Annotated in this window: 14 protein-coding genes; 6 read left to right on the plus strand and 8 right to left on the minus strand. The window is 71.0% G+C overall.

What is annotated here, in order from left to right:
• Window positions 1-53 precede the first annotated feature (53 nt).
• The 8 genes from M8H82_RS21695 to M8H82_RS21730 form a co-directional block, all read right to left on the minus strand.
• Window positions 54-1,355: an alpha/beta fold hydrolase gene (locus M8H82_RS21695; protein ID WP_250076501.1), complete on the minus strand. Its 1,302-nt coding sequence runs from the start codon at window positions 1,353-1,355 to the stop codon at window positions 54-56.
• A 102-nt stretch (window positions 1,356-1,457) separates the two neighbouring features.
• Complete coding sequence (locus tag M8H82_RS21700) at window positions 1,458-2,483, minus strand: LacI family DNA-binding transcriptional regulator (protein ID WP_250076505.1); 1,026 nt, start codon at window positions 2,481-2,483, stop codon at window positions 1,458-1,460.
• Window positions 2,484-2,564: 81 nt separating this feature from the next.
• Complete coding sequence (locus tag M8H82_RS21705) at window positions 2,565-3,977, minus strand: BNR repeat-containing protein (RefSeq protein WP_250076507.1); 1,413 nt, start codon at window positions 3,975-3,977, stop codon at window positions 2,565-2,567.
• Window positions 3,978-3,992: 15 nt separating this feature from the next.
• Window positions 3,993-4,313: an L-rhamnose mutarotase gene (locus M8H82_RS21710; RefSeq protein ID WP_201047760.1), complete on the minus strand. Its 321-nt coding sequence runs from the start codon at window positions 4,311-4,313 to the stop codon at window positions 3,993-3,995.
• A gap of 17 nt (window positions 4,314-4,330) precedes the next feature.
• The gene (gene rhaS, locus M8H82_RS21715) at window positions 4,331-5,413 is read right to left on the minus strand and encodes a rhamnose ABC transporter substrate-binding protein (RefSeq protein ID WP_250076513.1); all 1,083 of its coding nucleotides are present in this window, start codon (window positions 5,411-5,413) and stop codon (window positions 4,331-4,333) included.
• Window positions 5,414-5,453: 40 nt separating this feature from the next.
• A complete protein-coding gene (locus M8H82_RS21720) occupies window positions 5,454-6,467 on the minus strand; it encodes an ABC transporter permease (RefSeq protein ID WP_250076514.1) in 1,014 nt (337 codons plus the stop codon).
• The gene (locus tag M8H82_RS21725; RefSeq protein ID WP_250076515.1) at window positions 6,460-7,500 is read right to left on the minus strand and encodes an ABC transporter permease; all 1,041 of its coding nucleotides are present in this window, start codon (window positions 7,498-7,500) and stop codon (window positions 6,460-6,462) included. The genes M8H82_RS21720 and M8H82_RS21725 overlap by 8 nt, the downstream gene beginning before the upstream one ends.
• On the minus strand, window positions 7,497-9,014 hold the full coding sequence (locus M8H82_RS21730) for a sugar ABC transporter ATP-binding protein (RefSeq protein WP_250076517.1): 1,518 nt from the start codon (window positions 9,012-9,014) through the stop codon (window positions 7,497-7,499). Before M8H82_RS21730 ends, M8H82_RS21725 begins: the two co-directional genes overlap by 4 nt.
• A 272-nt stretch (window positions 9,015-9,286) precedes the next feature.
• Here M8H82_RS21730 and rhaI point away from each other — a divergent pair, with 272 nt between their 5' ends.
• The 6 genes from rhaI (at window position 9,287) to M8H82_RS21760 (ending at window position 17,003) form a co-directional block, all read left to right on the plus strand.
• Entirely contained in the window at window positions 9,287-10,447 is a 1,161-nt protein-coding gene (gene rhaI, locus M8H82_RS21735) for an L-rhamnose isomerase (RefSeq protein ID WP_250076518.1), read from the plus strand.
• Window positions 10,448-10,585: 138 nt separating this feature from the next.
• Window positions 10,586-12,625 carry a bifunctional aldolase/short-chain dehydrogenase gene (locus M8H82_RS21740; protein ID WP_250076520.1) on the plus strand — a complete coding sequence of 680 codons (2,040 nt, stop codon included), beginning with the start codon at window positions 10,586-10,588 and terminating at the stop codon, window positions 12,623-12,625.
• Window positions 12,626-12,633: 8 nt separating this feature from the next.
• A complete protein-coding gene (locus M8H82_RS21745; RefSeq protein WP_250076521.1) occupies window positions 12,634-14,073 on the plus strand; it encodes a rhamnulokinase family protein in 1,440 nt (479 codons plus the stop codon).
• Window positions 14,074-14,143: 70 nt separating this feature from the next.
• Complete coding sequence (locus M8H82_RS21750; protein WP_250076522.1) at window positions 14,144-14,899, plus strand: (Fe-S)-binding protein; 756 nt, start codon at window positions 14,144-14,146, stop codon at window positions 14,897-14,899.
• The gene (locus tag M8H82_RS21755) at window positions 14,896-16,374 is read left to right on the plus strand and encodes a lactate utilization protein B (protein WP_250076523.1); all 1,479 of its coding nucleotides are present in this window, start codon (window positions 14,896-14,898) and stop codon (window positions 16,372-16,374) included. Before M8H82_RS21750 ends, M8H82_RS21755 begins: the two co-directional genes overlap by 4 nt.
• Entirely contained in the window at window positions 16,371-17,003 is a 633-nt protein-coding gene (locus M8H82_RS21760; RefSeq protein WP_250076525.1) for a lactate utilization protein C, read from the plus strand. The genes M8H82_RS21755 and M8H82_RS21760 overlap by 4 nt, the downstream gene beginning before the upstream one ends.
• The last annotated feature ends 4 nt before the right edge of the window (window positions 17,004-17,007 follow it).

Here is a 17,007-nt window from a genome sequence, read left to right on the forward strand (position 1 = left end):
TGACGAGGCGGGCCGGGGCTGAGGGGTGCGGGCGGCAGCGTGACCGGCGCGCGTCACACCTCGTCGCGGGCCAGCGCCAGCAGGCGGTCCAGGACGCGAGGGCCGCCCGCGCGTACCCCGTCGTGCTCGAACTCGTCGGTGACCCACGTGCGCAGGCCGCGGACGGCGCGGGCGGTGGCCAGGGAGTGGGCCGTGTCGACGTACATGTCGTCGTGGTAGACGGCCGCCGCGACCGGGACCTCATTGGCGGCGAGGCGGGCGGGGTCGTACAGGGGGGTCCAGTCGGTGCGGGTGGCGAGGAGTGCGGCGGTCTCGCGCAGCGGGCGCAGGGCCGGGTCGTTCTCGAACATCCAGGGGTGCACGGACTCGCCCGTGAACAGCAGCGGGCCGTCCCCGGCGAGCGCCTTCGCCGCGTCGAACTGCGGGAATTCGGCGCGGACGCGCTCGGCGGCCCAGGCGGTAGGGCGGGCGTCCTGACCGTAGATCGCCTCGTGGACCAGCGCGTACAGCGGGTGGCTCGCGTACGACAGCAGGCCCTGGACCTCCTCCTGGAAGGCGTCCGAGAGCGCCATGCCCTCCGTGGTGCGGACGAAGGCGTCCTCCAGCAGGAAGTGCAGACGGTGGCTGCCCTCGCCGCCGCCGAGGAGGATGCCCAGGGACTGGAAGGCCTCGACGGTGAGCCGGTAGCCGTTCGGCAAGACGACGTCGTGCTGGAGCAGGTGCTCGGCGATCTGCCGGGCCCGCTCGACGTCCTGCGGGTAACGGGCGTAGTGGGCGGCGACCTTGCGCTCGATGCGCGGGTAGGCGGCCCGGTAGACGTCGTCGGCGTGGGCGTCGAGGGAGGGCAGTCCGCCGGTGATGAGGGCGGTGGTCAGGCCCTCGGGCGCGAGGGACAGATAGGTCACGGTGCAGAAGCCGCCGAAGCTCTGGCCGAGGACGGTCCAGGGGGCGCCGCCGGTGACGGCCGGCCGGATCGCCTCGCAGTCGCGCACGATCGAGTCGGCGCGGAAGCGTGCGAGGTAGTCGGCCTGTGCGGCGGGGCCGCCGCGCAGCGGGAGCGTCTGGCGGTTGGCGGGCGTGGAGTGGCCGGTGCCTCGCTGGTCGAGCAGGAGGACGCGGTACTCCTTCAGGGCGCGGCCGAGCCAGGCCGGCTTGCCGACGAACCGGTTCGCCCCGAAGCCGGGGCCGCCCTGGAGGTAGACCAGCCACGGCAGGTTCTGGTGCGCGCGTTCCGCGGCGACGACCTCACGGGCGTAGAGCTCGATGGTCTCGCCGGCCGGGTCGTCGTGGTCGAGGGGCACGGTGAAGCGGCGGTCGGTGAGGAGGACGCCGGGCTGGCGGTAGGTCGCGGTCAACGGGACTCCCGGGTCGGAGGGATGTGCGGGCCGCGTGCCAGTTCAGCACAGGTCCGTCCGGTATCCGATCCCCGGGATCATGAAATCGTACTGAATCTCCGGTCAGCGGGTGGACAGGCTGGAGCGCCGGACCACCAGCTCGGGCTGGAGGACGACCCTGCGGTGCTCGTGGCCCCGCGCGCCGCCCTCGTCCTCCGTCTCCTCCAGCAGCAGATCGGCGGCGAGGGCGCCCATGGTGACGGCGGGCTGCCGGACCGAGGTGAGCGGGACGGCCGCGGCGGCGGCGAACTCGATGTCGTCGTAGCCGACGATGGCGAGGTCGTCGGGGACGCTGACCCCGGCCGCGTACATCGCCTGGAGGACGCCGAGGGCGAGCAGGTCGTTGGCGCAGAACACGGCGGTGGGGCGGTCGGCGAGGCCGAGCAGCCGGGCGCCGGCGTCCCGGCCCGCGGCAACGTCGAGCCGCTCGGTCGGCAGCTCGCGCAGCACCTCGGGGGCGAGGCCGGCCTCGGCGAGCGCGGACAGCGCGCCGGTACGGCGGTCGCGGACCTGGTTGAGGCTGGGCGGGCCGCTGACGTAGGCGATGGAGCGGTGCCCGGCGTCCACGAGATGCCGGACGGCCAGCGCGCCGCCCGCCACGTCGTCGACGGAGACCGAGCACTCGGTGGTGCCCTCGGCGACCCGGTCGACGAGGACGAAGGGGATGCCGTGCCGCCGGAAGGCGCCGATGTTGCGCCCGGTGGCGTCCGCCGGGGTCAGCAGCACCCCGCGCACCCGCTGCTCGGCGAAGAGGGAGAGGTAGTCGGCCTCCTCGGAGGCGTTCTGCGCGCTGTTGCAGACCATCACGCCGAGCCCGGCGTCGCGCGCGGCCCGTTCGGCGCCGCGCGCCACGTCGACGAAGAAGGGGTTGCCCATGTCGAGGACGAGCAGCCCCATGATCCGGCTGCGGCCCGCGCGCAGCTGGCGCGCGGACTCGCTGCGGACGTAGCCCAGCCGGTCGATCGCCGACAGCACCCGGGCCCGGGTCTCGGTGGCGACCGAGTCCGGACGGTTGATGACGTTCGAGACGGTGCCGACGGAGACTCCGGCGGCGCGGGCGACGTCCTTGATACCCACCGACTGGGCCATCAGGCAGGAACCTCCGGGGAAGAACGAGGGGCGGCGGGCGGGCCTTCACATTACCGTCACGCCGCCCGTGGACGGCATGGCTCAGCCAGGGAGCCGGAAGTCGACGACGCGCAGTGCCGAGGGCGTCGTACCGCTGGACTTCACCTGGTACATCACGGACAGGACGTTGTCCTGCGCGATCCGTGTCTCGTCGATCACGACCTCGCCGAAGGCGTTCAGCCCGGCGCCGTCGTACAGCAGCGTCCAGTCGCTGTATCCGGATGCCTTGGAGGCACCGGCTATCCGGCCGAACGGGAGGATCGCGTAGGCGTTGTCGTACTTGTCGAGGGCCAGTTTTGTGCGCTGGCTGGACTTCAGGGGGACCGGGATCTCGGTCTTCTGCCAGCTGCCGGAGGCGTTCTTGCGGACATGGAACGCGCGGCCGTTCGCGGTGCGGTCGGCGACGTAGTTCGTGGTGCACTGCCCGAAGCGGCCGGGGACGTAGGAGATGATCGCGTGCGGCCGGCCGGCGGAGTCGGTGAACTGGCTCTCCTGGTTCATCAGGGAGTGGTCCGCGTTGAGCGGGTCCACGACCAGGCCGGCGTCGGTGACGGACACCCTGTCGGAGCCGCCGGTGGTGCCGACCACCGTGCCCGCGTCGTTGCGCCAGGTCCGGCCGCGGTCGTCGGACCAGACGTAGCCGGTGTCGTGGTTGGTGATGCCGCCGCCGGCGCACATCACGGCGCCGTTCTGTTCGCGCCAGGTGAAGAAGGAGTGCAGCCGGCCGCCCCGGTCGTAGTCGATGCCGTGCAGGTACATGTTGCGGGCGGTCGAGGAGCCGTGCTCGCTGGTGTACGTGCCGGTGGAGCTGGTCCACTCCCCCAGCGCGGTCCACTTCGTGCCGTCGTACTCGGCGAGGGCGTTGCGGCCGTTGCCGGAGACGGCGACCCGGTAGCTGAGCTGGAGCCGGCCCTCGGGGGTGGCGATGAACTGGGGATAGGTGAACTGGCTGGTCAGCGCGAGGCCGTCCAGCGTGGACTGAGGTGTGCCGAAGCGGGCGGCGGTCCAGGAGAGCCCGGCCGGGTTGTCCATCAGGCCGGCCACCGATTTGACGTAGGTGAAGCCGTCGCTGTGCGAGTCCATGTTCAGGTGCAGCCGGCCGTCGACCCGGGAGACGCCCATGGAGATGACGTTGTGCGAGTCGTTGTAGCGGAGCGTGTGGCCGACCTTGACGGTCGACCAGGTGCTCGCGCCGAGCGCGCGCCGGCCGACGACGGCGTTGCGGTCGGCGGTGTACCAGACGGCGTACTGGTACCCCTTGTAGGTCAACAGGCCGTTCTTCTGAAACGAGTTGTTGTTGACCAGGCCGTCGTAGGAGACGAAGAAGATGGCCTGGGAGTCGAGCGTGGTGGTGCCGGTGAGGGTGACGGAGGGGCCGGGATCTGCGGCCCGCGCCGTGCCCGGGGTGGCCACCGCGGCCAGCAGCGCGGTGGCCAGCACAGTGCGTCTTCTCATGAAAGCAACTCCGGCTCAGGCTAGATGGAAGACTTCGGTGAGGGGTTTCATCGCTTCGTCGGGTCGGGCGCCGTCCAGTGACTCGAAGAACGGCGCCATCTCCGCCTGCCAGCGGGCGTTGACCTCGGTGGCTTCCATGCCGGCCTGGGCTGCGGCGAAGTCCTCGGTCTCCAGGTAGCCGACCAGCAGGCCGTCCTCCCGCAGGAAGAGCGAGTAGTTGTGCCAGCCGGTCGCCGAGAGCGCGTCGAGCATCTCCGGCCACACGGCGGCGTGCCGCTCGCGGTACTCGTCGAGGCGGTCCGCCCGGACCTTCAGCAGGAAGCACACGCGTTGCATCAACAGCCCCTTGTGGATCAGAAGTTGAACTGGTCGATGTTGTCCTTGTTGAACACGGTCGGCTTGCCGAGGCTGATCACGCCGTCCTTGCCGATGGTGTACTCGCCCATGTCGCCGGCGGTGAAGGTCTCGCCCTCCTTGCCGGTGATCTGCCCGGACACCAGGGCGACGGCGGTACGGGCGGCCAGCTCGCCGAGCTTGGCCGGGTCCCACAGCTCGAACGCCTCGACGGTGCCGTTCTTGACGTACTTGCGCATGTCGTTCGGGGTGCCGAGGCCGGTCAGCTTGACCTTGCCCTTGTACTTGGAGCCCGACAGGTACTGGGCGGCGGCCTTGATGCCGACGGTGGTCGGGGAGATGATCCCCTTCAGGTTCGGGTGCTCCTGGAGCAGGCCCTGGGTCTGCTGGAAGGACTGCTGGGCGTCGTCGTTGCCGTACGCGACCTTCACCAGCTTCATGTCCTTGTACTTGGGATCCTTGAGCTCGTCCTTCATGAACTCGATCCAGGTGTTCTGATTGGTCGCGGTCTGCGCGGCGGACAGGATCGCGATCTCGCCCTTGTAGTCGAGCTGTTCGGCGAGCAGCTGCACCTCGGTGCGGCCGAGGTCCTCGGCGGAGGCCTGCGAGACGAAGGCGTTGCGGCAGTCGGTCTTGGTGTCGGAGTCGTAGGTGACGACCTTGATGTCGTTCTTCATGGCCTGCTTGAGGGCGGTGCACAGGGCGCCGGGGTCCTGCGCGGAGACGGCCATGGCGTCGACCTGCTGCTGGGTGAGCGTGTTGACGTAGCTGACCTGCCCGGCGGTGTCGGTGGCGCTGGACGGCCCGACCTCCTTGTAGCTGGAGCCCAGCTCCTTGACGGCCGCCTCGCCGCCCTTGTCGGCGGAGGTGAAGTAGGGGTTGTTGACCTGCTTGGGCAGGAAGCCGACGGTCAGGCCCTTCTTGAGTTCGGCGTTCGGGTCGGCCTTGCCGGCGGTGGCGGCGGAGGCGTCCTCGCCTGCGACGTCCTCCTTGGTGGTGCCGCCGCAGGCGGTGAGGGCGAGAGCGAGGGAGGTGGCGGCGGCGACGGCCGCGGAGGCACGGCGGAGGGATGACTTGCGCATGTCGGCTTGTCCTTCGGGGAGGTGTGGGTGAGCGGAGGAGTTACGAGGTCGGTGCAGGGGCCTTGGGCCCCGGTGGCGAGGCCGCGGCTCTGCGTCCGGCGCGGGCGACGGCGATCTGCCGGGCGACGCGTGGGCCGAGGACGGAGAGCACGAGCAGCACACCGGTGACGAGGATCTGCGACTGGGCGGAGACGTCCTGCAGGCTCATCACGTTCTGCAGCGCGCCGAGCAGGAAGACACCGGCGATCGCGCCGCCGAGGGTTCCCTTGCCGCCGTCGAAGTCGATGCCTCCGAGCAGCACGGCGGCGACGACGGAGAGTTCGAGCCCGGTGGCGTTGTCGTAGCGGGCACTGGCGTAGTGCAGGGCCCAGAAGATGCCGGTGAGGGAGGCCATGAACCCCGTCACCGTGAACAGGATCAGCTTCTGCCGCTTGACCCGGATCCCGGCGAACCGGGCCGCCTCCTCGTTGGCGCCGGTCGCGAACAGCGACCGCCCGAAGGGGGTGGCGTGCAGCGCGACCACCGCGATGGCCAGCAGCACCAGGAAGGGCAGGAGGGCGTACGGGATGAACGTGTCGCCGATCCGGCCGGCGGCGAAGTCCAGGTACGGGGTGGGGAAGTCGGTCACCGCGTCGGAGCCGAGCACGATCTGCGCGATGCCCCGGTAGGCGGCCAGCGTGCCGATGGTGACGGCGAGGGACGGCAGCCCGAGCCGGGTCACCAGCAGACCGTTGATCAGCCCGCACACCACCCCGAGCAGCAGACAGATCGGAATGATCGCCTCGATCGTCATGCCCTGGTTCCACAGGGCTCCCATGACCGCTCCGGACAGTCCGGCCGTCGAGGCGACCGAGAGATCGATCTCGCCGGAGACGACCAGCAGGGTCATGGGCAGCGCGATCAGGGCGATCGGAAGGGTGTTCCCGATCAGGAACGACAGGTTGAGCGCGTTGCCGAAACCGTCCACGAAACCGAAGGACAGCAGGAGCACCACGATCAGGAGGGCGCCGACCACCGTGTCCCAGCGGATCGCGCGCAGCAAGGACTCAGGCATGGCGGGCGTTCCTCTTCTTCAGGGCCGAGGCCACGCGCAGCGCGACGACCCGGTCGACCGCGATGGCGAGGATGAGCAGGATGCCGTTGATGGCGAGCACCCAGACGGAGCTGACGCCGAGGGCGGGCAGCACACTGTTGATGGAGGTCAGCAGCAGGGCGCCCAGGGCGGCGCCGTAGACGCTGCCGGAGCCGCCGGTGAAGACGACACCACCGACCACGACGGCGCTGACGACCGTGAGTTCGTAGCCGTTGCCGGTGCCGGAGTCGACGTTCCCGAACCGCGCCAGGTACAGCGCCCCCGCGAGCCCGGCCAGCGCCCCGCAGAAGGTGTAGGCGGCCAGGATGCGCTTGCGGACCGGGATGCCGGCGAGGCGGGCGGCCTCCGGGTTGGAGCCGAGGGCGTACAGCTCGCGTCCACTGCCGTAGTGCTTGAGGTAGTAGGCGGTGGCCACCAGCACCACCAGGGCGATAAGGGCCAGCCACGGCACCGCGGAGATCCCGCCGGAGCCGAAGTCGACGAAGCCGTCGGGGAGGTCGGCCGCCGTGATCTGCCGGGAGCCGACCCAGATGGAGTCGATGCCGCGGATGATGTACAGCGTGCCGAGGGTGACGACGAGGGCGGGCACCTGACCGAGACTGACGAGCAGGCCGTTGAGCAGGCCGAAGCCGATGCCCATCAGGACCGCGAGCAGCACGGCCACGACCGGGTTGCCGCCGCCCTGGAGATACGTACCGGCGGCGAAGGCGCTGATGCCGAGGGTCGAGCCGACCGACAGGTCGACGTTGCGGGTGATGACGACCAGGGACTGTCCGACGGCCACCAGCACCAGGATCGTCGCGTTGAGGAGCAGGTCCTTGATGCCCTGTTCGGTGAGGAACTCGCTGTTGCCGGCCTGGGTGATGGCGATCATCGCCAGGAAGACGACCAGGATAGCCAGTTCGCGCATCTTGAAGACCCGGTCGACCAGTCGGGTCGCGCCCGCCTTCGGCACCTCTGCGGCGGGGGCTTGCTGGGGGGTGGTCACCGTCATGCGGCGGCCCTCCCCGTGGCTGCGGCCATCACGGTTTCCTCGGTGGCTTCGGAGCGTGCGATCTCGGCGGTGAGCCGGCCCTCGTGCATCACCAGCACGCGGTCGGCCATGCCGAGGATCTCGGGCAGGTCGGAGGAGATCATCAGGACGGCGACCCCGTCGGCGGCGAGTTCGCTGAGCAGCCGGTGCACCTCGGCCTTGGTGCCGACGTCGATCCCCCGGGTCGGCTCGTCGACGATGAGCACCTCGGGCCGGGTGGCGAGCCACTTGGCGAGGACGACCTTCTGCTGGTTGCCGCCGGAGAGGGTGGCGACGGTGTCGGCGATCCGGGCGTACTTCACCTGGAGCTTGACGGCCCAGTCCAGGGAGCGGCTGCGCTCGGCCCCGCGGTCCATCAGTCCGGCCCGGACGGTCGTCCGCAGGCCGGTGAGCCCGATGTTGCGCTCGATGGACATGTCCATCACCAGGCCCTGGGCGCGCCGGTCCTCGGGGACCAGGGCGAGACCGGCGGCCATCGCGGTGGAGGGGGCGCCGTTGACGAGGGCTTTCCCGCCGACGGACACCTCCCCGGCGTCCCAGCGGTCGATGCCGAAGACGGCCCGGGCGACCTCGGTGCGGCCGGCGCCGACGAGTCCCGCGAGGCCGACGATCTCGCCGCGCCGGACGTCGAAGGAGACATCGGTGAAGACGCCCTCGCGGGTGAGGCGGCGCACGCTCAGGGCGACCTCGCCGGGCGCGACGTCCTGCTTGGGGTACAGCTCGTCCAGGTCGCGGCCGACCATGCGGCGGACCAGGTCGTCCTCGGTCATGCCGTCGACCGGCTCGCTGGCGATCCAGGCGCCGTCGCGCAGGGTGGTCACCCGCCGGCAGATCTGGAAGATCTCCTCCAGCCGGTGGGAGATGAACAGTACGGCGGCGCCCTGTTCGCGCAGGGTGCGGACGACGCCGAAGAGGCGGGCGACCTCGCTGCCGGTGAGGGCCGCGGTCGGCTCGTCCATGATCAGGACGCGGGCGTCGAAGGAGAGCGCCTTGGCGATCTCCACGATCTGCTGATCGGCGATGGACAGACCGCGCGCCGGGCGCTCGGGGTCGAGCTCGACGCCGAGGCGCTGCATCAGGGCCAGCGTGGCGGCGTGGGTGGCTTTGTGATCGATACGGCCGAACGCGCGCCGGGGCCTGCGGCCCATGAAGATGTTCTCGGCGATCGACAGGTCGGGGAAGAGGGTCGGCTCCTGGTAGATCACGGCGATCCCGGCGTCCCGGGCGTCGCCGGGGCCGTGGAAGAGGACGGGTGCGCCGTCGAGCAGCAGCTGGCCGGCGTCCGGCCGGTGCACTCCGGCGAGCGTTTTGATGAGGGTCGACTTGCCCGCGCCGTTCTCTCCGGCGAGGGCGTGCACCTCCCCGGGATACAGCTCCAGGGAGACGTCCCGCAGGGCGCGGACCGCGCCGAAGGACTTCGACACGTCCCTGAGCGCGAGTACCGGGGCCGGACCCGTGGTGGACGGGTGGGTCATGGGGGCTCCTCGACGACGTCGGCGGGACGGCCCTCGCGACGTCGTGAAAGGTTTCAACTGGGTTGCCGGGACGTTAGGCATGCGGCGCATGTCACGTCAATGGGTCCGTGTCGAAAAAGTTTCGATGAACGAAGGTCACAGCCCGGTTACGAGCAACAGGCTTGGACCTGGGGGTTGACACCCCTTCGGGGGGCTCATAGCTTCCCGTCTTGAATCGTTTCACGGTGATGCGTTTCTGAAGACTTTCCGCCCCGACGTCACAGGAGCCCGAAGTGACCGACCTCGCCGCGGTGAAGGCCGCGCTCAAGACCCAGGCCATTGAGACGCCGTCGTGGGCGTACGGGAACTCCGGGACCCGGTTCAAGGTGTTCGCGCAACAGGGGGTGCCACGCACGCCCCAGGAGAAGCTGGAGGACGCGGCGCAGGTGCATGCCGTGACCGGCGTGGCGCCGACCGTCGCCCTGCACATCCCCTGGGACAGGGTCGAGGACTACGCGGCCCTCGCCAAGTTCGCCGAGGAGCGGGGCGTCCGGCTGGGGGCGATCAACTCCAACACCTTCCAGGACGACGACTACAAGCTGGGCAGCATCTGCCACCCGGAGGCGGCGGTGCGCCGCAAGGCCGTCGACCATCTGCTGGAGTGCGTCGACATCATGGACGCGACCGGCTCCACCGACCTGAAGCTGTGGTTCGCCGACGGGACGAACTATCCGGGCCAGGACGACATCCGCGCCCGCCAGGACCGGCTGGCCGAAGGGCTCGCCGAGGTGTACGAGCGGCTCGGCGACGGGCAGCGGATGCTGCTGGAGTACAAGTTCTTCGAGCCCGCCTTCTACACGACGGACGTCCCGGACTGGGGCACCGCCTACGCCCACTGCCTGAAGCTCGGCCCGAAGGCGCAGGTCGTCGTCGACACCGGGCACCACGCTCCGGGCACCAACATCGAGTTCATCGTCGCGACGCTGCTGCGGGAGGGAAAGCTCGGCGGATTCGACTTCAACTCGCGGTTCTACGCCGACGACGACCTCATGGTGGGCGCGGCGGATCCCTTCCAGCTGTTCCGGATCATGTACGAGGTGATCCGCGGCGGGGGCCTGAGCCCCGAGGTCGCGTTCATGCTCGACCAGTGCCACAACATCGAGGCGAAGGTCCCGGCGATCATCCGGTCGGTGATGAACGTGCAGGAGGCCACGGCGAAGGCGCTCCTGGTGGATCGCGTCTCTCTTGCCGAGGCGCAGGCCTCCGGGGACGTGCTCGGAGCGAATGCCGTGGTGATGGACGCGTACAACACCGATGTGCGGCCGCTGCTGCGGGAGGTGCGGGAGGAGATGGGGCTGGATCCTGAGCCTCTTGTTGCGTATGCGCGGTCCGGGTGGGCCGAGAAGATCGTGGCTGAGCGAGTTGGTGGGGAGCAGGCCGGTTGGGGGGCGTGAGCGTCTGCCCTGATCTGTCGTATGCGGGGTGCGGGCCGGTTGTGGCTGGTCGCGCCCACGCGGCGGAGCCGCATATCGGCACTGTCCCGCGCCCCTTGGGAAGTGCACTCACCCCTTGTCTCGAAGTAAGGAAATTTCATGGCCATCCACTCCGAAGCCGCCGCTCTCCTCGCTCGGTCCCGTCGGCTCGGCTCCGATCCCCGTAACACCAACTACGCCGGCGGGAACGCCTCCGCCAAGGGCACCGACACCGATCCCGTGACGGGGGGTGAGGTCGAGCTGATGTGGGTCAAGGGGTCCGGTGGTGATCTCGGGACGCTCACCGAGGCGGGGCTGGCGGTGCTGCGGCTGGACCGGATGCGGGCGCTCGTCGACGTCTACCCGGGCGTGGAGCGCGAGGACGAGATGGTCGCCGCGTTCGACTACTGCCTGCACGGCAAGGGGGGCGCCGCTCCCTCCATCGACACCGCCATGCACGGGCTCGTCGAGGCCGCTCACGTCGATCATCTGCATCCCGACTCCGGTATCGCGCTCGCCTGCGCCGCCGACGGCGAGAAGCTGACCGCCGAGTGCTTCGGCGACACCGTGGTGTGGGTGCCCTGGCGGCGCCCCGGCTTCCAGCTCGGGCTCGACATCGCCGCGGTGAAGAAGGCCAACCCCCAGGCCATCGGCTGCGTGCTCGGCGGGCACGGGATCACCGCGTGGGGCGACACCTCCGAGGAGTGCGAGCGCAACTCGCTGCACATCATCCGCACCGCCGAGGCGTTCCTGGCGGAGAAGGGGAAGGCCGATCCCTTCGGCCCCGTCATCGAGGGGTACGAGGCGCTCGGCGAGGGCGAACGGCGGGAGCGGGCCGCCGCTCTCGCGCCGCACGTGCGTGCCGTCGCCTCCCAGGACCGCGCCCAGGTCGGGCACTTCGACGACTCCGCCGTCGTCCTCGACTTCCTCGCCCGCGCCGAGCACCCCCCGCTCGCCGCACTCGGCACCTCCTGCCCCGACCACTTCCTGCGCACCAAGGTGCGGCCGCTGGTGCTGGACCTGCCGCCCACGGCTCCGCTGGAGGACGCCGTGGCGCGGCTGAAGGAGCTGCACGCCGCCTACCGCGAGGAGTACGCCGCCTACTACCGGCGGCACGCCCTGCCCGACTCCCCCGCGATGCGCGGGGCGGACCCGGCGATCGTGCTGATCCCCGGCGTCGGCATGTTCTCCTTCGGCAAGGACAAGCAGACCGCCCGGGTCGCGGGCGAGTTCTACGTCAACGCCATCAACGTGATGCGCGGCGCCGAGGCCGTCTCGACGTACGCGCCCATCGAGGAGTCGGAGAAGTTCCGCATCGAGTACTGGGCGCTGGAGGAGGCCAAGCTCCAGCGGATGCCGAAGCCCAAGCCGCTCGCCACCCGGGTCGCGCTGGTGACCGGTGCCGGCAGCGGGATCGGCAAGGCCATCGCCCAGCGGCTGGTCGCCGAGGGCGCCTGTGTGGTCGTCGCCGATCTCAACGCCGAGAACGCCGCCGCCGTCGCCGAGGAGCTGGGCGGTCCGGACAAGGCGGTCGCGGTGACGGTGGACGTCACCTCCGAGGAGCAGATCACCGCGGCCTTCGAGGCCGCCGCGCTCGCCTTCGGCGGGGTCGACCTCGTCGTGAACAACGCCGGGATCTCCATCTCCAAGCCGCTGCTGGAGACGACGGCCAAGGACTGGGACCTGCAGCACGACATCATGGCGCGCGGCTCCTTCCTCGTGTCGAGGGAGGCGGCACGCGTGATGATCGCCCAGGGGCTCGGCGGTGACATCGTCTACATCGCCTCCAAGAACGCCGTCTTCGCCGGCCCGAACAACATCGCCTACTCCGCCACCAAGGCCGACCAGGCCCACCAGGTGCGGCTGCTGGCCGCCGAACTGGGCGAGCACGGCATCCGCGTCAACGGCGTCAACCCGGACGGCGTCGTGCGCGGCTCGGGAATCTTCGCCGGGGGCTGGGGCGCCCAGCGGGCCGCCGTGTACGGGGTGGAGGAGGACAAGCTGGGCGAGTTCTACGCCCAGCGGACCATCCTCAAGCGGGAGGTGCTGCCCGCCCATGTCGCCAACGCCGTCTTCGCCCTCACCGGCGGCGAGCTGACGCACACCACGGGACTGCACGTCCCGGTCGACGCCGGCGTCGCGGCCGCCTTCCTGCGGTGAGCGGGTCCGTGAAGTCGTACGCCGCGGTCGACCTCGGCGCGTCCAGCGGACGGGTCATGGTCGGCCGCGTGGGCCCCGACAGCCTGGAGCTGACGGAGGCGCACCGGTTCGTGAACCGGCCGGTGCGCCTGCCGGAAGGGCTGCGGTGGGACGTGCTGGGGCTGTACGCGGGGGTGCTGGACGGCCTGCGGGCCGCCGGGCAGGTCGACTCCGTCGGCATCGACAGCTGGGCCGTCGACTACGGGCTGCTGGACGACGACGGGGCCCTGCTCGGCAATCCCGTCCACTACCGCGACTCCCGCACGGACGGGGTCGCGGAGAAGGTGTGGGCGACCGTGCCCGCCGAGGAGCTGTACGGGGCGACCGGGCTGCAGTACGCGCCCTTCAACACCCTGTACCAGCTCACGGCCGCCCGCGACACGGACCAACTCGGCCGTGCCCGGCGCCTGTTGCTCATCCCCGACCTGCTGACCTACTGGCTCACCGGCGAGCAGGGAACCGAGCTGACCAACGCCTCCACCACCCAGCTGATCGACCCGCGCACCCGCCACTGGGCCACCGGCATCGCCGCCCGGCTCGGCATCGACCTGGACCTGTTCGCTCCCCTGCGGCAGCCCGGGGAGCCGGCCGGCCTGCTGCGGCCCGGGGTCCTGGACGACACCGGGCTCACCGGACCCGTGCCGGTGACCGCCGTCGGCTCCCACGACACCGCCTCCGCGGTGGCCGCGGTCCCGGCCGGTGCCGGTGAGCACTTCGCGTACATCTGCACGGGGACCTGGTCGCTGGCCGGCCTGGAGCTGGACGCGCCGGTGCTGACCGAGGAGAGCCGGGCCGCCAACTTCACCAATGAGCTGGGGCTGGACGGCACGGTCCGCTATCTGCGCAACATCATGGGCCTGTGGCTGCTCCAGGAGTGCCTGCGCGTCTGGGACGAGCCGGACCTGGGCGAGCTGCTGCGGAGGGCGGCCGAGGTGCCGGCGCTGCGGTCGGTCGTGGACGCGGGCGACGCGGCGTTCCTCGCGCCGGGCCGGATGCCCCAGCGGATCGCCGAGGCCTGCCGGGATTCCGGGCAGCCGGTGCCCGAGTCACCCGCCGAGATCACGCGCTGCATCCTCGACTCGCTCGCCCTGGCCCACCGCAGAGCCGTCGCGGATGCCCAGCGGCTGGCCGACCGGCCGGTCGACGTCGTGCACGTCGTCGGGGGCGGCACCCGCAACGCCCTGCTGTGCCAGCTCACCGCCGACGCCTGCGGGCTGCCGGTGGTCGCGGGCCCGGCCGAGGCCGCGGCCCTCGGCAACGTCCTGGTCCAGGCACGGCCGCACGGCCTGGTCCGGGACCTCGCGGACGGGCGGCACCTGCTCACCCGTACCCAGCCGTTGACCCGGTACGAGCCACGGGGCGACACCGCCCGGTGGCGCGAGGCCGAGGCCCGGCTCGCCCGTGGATGAGCGGCACTCCCCCGCGTCCGGGCCCCGCACTACCCTGCACTCATCCGATGATCGACGAGAAGGAGCCGCGATGCGTGTCGCTCTGTTCCTGACCTGTGTCAACGACACGCTCTATCCGGACACCGGCCGCGCCGTGGTGAAGCTGCTGACCAGGCTGGGTGTCGAGGTCGACTTCCCGATGGCGCAGACCTGCTGCGGACAGGCGCACTACAACACCGGATACCGGCATGCGGCGGAGCCGCTGGCCCGGCATTTCTCCGATGTCTTCGGGGAGTACGAGGCGATCGTGACGCCGTCGGGGTCGTGCGGGGCGATGGTGCGCGAGCTGTACCCGCGGATGGGCGAGCGGGCTCGGGCGGAGGGGCGCGGGGACGCCCTCGCCGCCACCCTCGCGCCCGTGGTGCCGAAGACGTACGAGCTGACGGAGTTCCTGGTGGACGTGCTGGGAGTGACGGACGTCGGGGCGTACTACCCGCACACCGTGACCTATCACCCGGCCTGTCACGGGCTGCGCGGCCTGGGACTCGGTGACAAGCCCCAGCGGCTGCTGCGGGCGGTGAAGGGACTGGAGCTGATCGAGCTGCCCGGTGCCGACGAGTGCTGCGGTTTCGGCGGCACGTTCGCCGTGAAGAACTCCGATGTCTCGGCGGCGATGGGCGCGGACAAGGTCCGCAACGCCGAGTCCACGGGCGCGGACGTGCTCTGCTCGGCCGACAACTCGTGCCTGATGCACATCGGCGGCACCATGACCCGGCTCAGGACGGGCATGCGGCCCGTCCACATCGCCGAGATCCTGGCGAGCACGGAGGAGGAACCGGCCGGATGAGCGGGACGTTCGTAGGGATGCCGGCCTTCCCGAAGGCCGCGCACGAGGCAGTGCACGACCAGACTCTGCGCGGCAATCTCCGCCACGCCACCCACACCATCCGCGGCAAGCGGGCCGCGGCCGTGGCGGAGGTGTCCGACTGGGACGCGCTGCGGGACGCGGGCGCGCGGATCAAGGACCGTGCGCTGCGGCACCTTGATCGCTACCTGGTGCAGTTGGAGGAGGCGGTGACCGCCGCGGGCGGCACCGTGCACTGGGCCGCCGACGCCGACGAGGCCAACCGGATCGTCACGGGCCTCGTCAAGGCGACCGGGGAGTCGGAGGTCGTCAAGGTCAAGTCGATGGCCACGCAGGAGATCGGGCTCAACGAGGCGCTGGAGGCGGAGGGCATCCGCGCCTACGAGACCGACCTCGCCGAACTGATCGTGCAGTTGGGCAAGGACCGGCCCTCCCACATCCTGGTCCCGGCGATCCACCGCAACCGCGGCGAGATCCGGGACATCTTCGCCCGGGAGATGAGCGAGTGGGGCCGTCCGGCCCCCGAAGGCCTGACCGACACGCCGGCCGAGCTCGCCGAGGCCGCCCGGGTGCATCTGCGGGAGAAGTTCCTGCGCGCCAAGGTCGGCATCTCGGGCGCCAACTTCATGGTCGCCGAGACCGGCACCCTGGTGGTCGTGGAGTCCGAGGGCAACGGCCGGATGTGCCTGACCCTGCCCGAGACGCTGATCTCGGTCGTCGGCATCGAGAAAGTCGTGCCGTCCTGGCAGGACCTGGAGGTGTTCCTGCAGACCCTCCCCCGCTCCTCCACCGCCGAGCGCATGAACCCGTACACGAGCATGTGGACGGGGACCACGGACGACGACGGGCCGCGGGACTTCCATCTCGTCCTCCTCGACAACGGCCGCACCGACACCCTCGCCGACGAGGTCGGCCGCCAGGCCCTGCGCTGCATCCGCTGCTCCGCCTGCCTCAATGTCTGCCCGGTGTACGAGCGGGCGGGCGGCCACGCGTACGGCTCGGTCTACCCGGGCCCGATCGGCGCCATCCTCAGCCCTCAACTGCGGGGCACGGCAAGCGAGATCGACGCCTCCCTGCCGTACGCCTCCTCTCTGTGCGGCGCCTGCTACGAGGTGTGCCCGGTGGCCATCGACATCCCGGAGGTGCTGGTGCATCTGCGGGAGCGGGTGGTGCAGGGCGGGCCGGTGACCCAGGGCGGCAACAAGGTCGTACTCAAGCCCGCCAAGGGGCACGCGGCGGAACGGGCGGCCCTGCGGGCGGCCCGCTGGGCGTTCACCTACCCGGCCGCCCTGCGCACCGGCCAGCGGCTCGCCTCCCGCACCCGGCGCCTGCACCCCCGCAGCCTGCCGGGGCCCGGGAAGGCGTGGAGCGGCACCCGGGACCTGCCCGCGGTGCCCCGGGAGCCTTTCCGGGACTGGTGGCAGCGCACGCACGGCGGAAAGGACGGTGCCAAGTGAGCAGCAGGGAACGGATCCTGGGCCGGGTGCGGCGCGCGCTGGCGGACGTGGGACCGGACGAGGACACCCCGGTCGAGCGCGCCTACCTGCGACAGCACGGGGAGCGGACCGCCGAGGAGACAGTCGGCCTGCTGGCCGAGAACCTGGCGGACTACCGGGCGGTCGTGCACCGGTGCATCCCCGGCGACCTGCCGGCGACGATCGCCGGACTGCTGGCCGCGCGGGGCGCGAGGACGGTGATCGTGCCGCCGGGTCTGGAGCCGTCGTGGCTCGCGCTTGCCGATGCCGAGCAGGTGCCGGACAGCACCGAGAGCACCCCGCACGAACTGGACCGCGTCGACAGTGTGGTCACGGCGTGCTCGGTGGCCATCGCCGAGACCGGCACCATCGTCCTGGACGGCGGCCCGGACCAGGGCAGGCGCCGCATCACGCTCGTCCCTGACCATCACGTCTGCGTCGTACGCGTCCCCGAGCAGGTCGTCTCGTCGGTCCCGCAGTCCCTCGAACGCCTCGACCCCGCCCGCCCGTTGACCTGGATCTCCGGTCCTTCGGCGACCAGCGACATCGAGCTCGACCGGGTCGAGGGCGTGCACGGGCCGCGCACCCTGGAGGTGATCCTGGTCGGCTGAGGCC

This window comes from Streptomyces sp. YS415 (assembly GCF_023544665.1).
GTDB lineage: Bacteria > Actinomycetota > Actinomycetes > Streptomycetales > Streptomycetaceae > Streptomyces.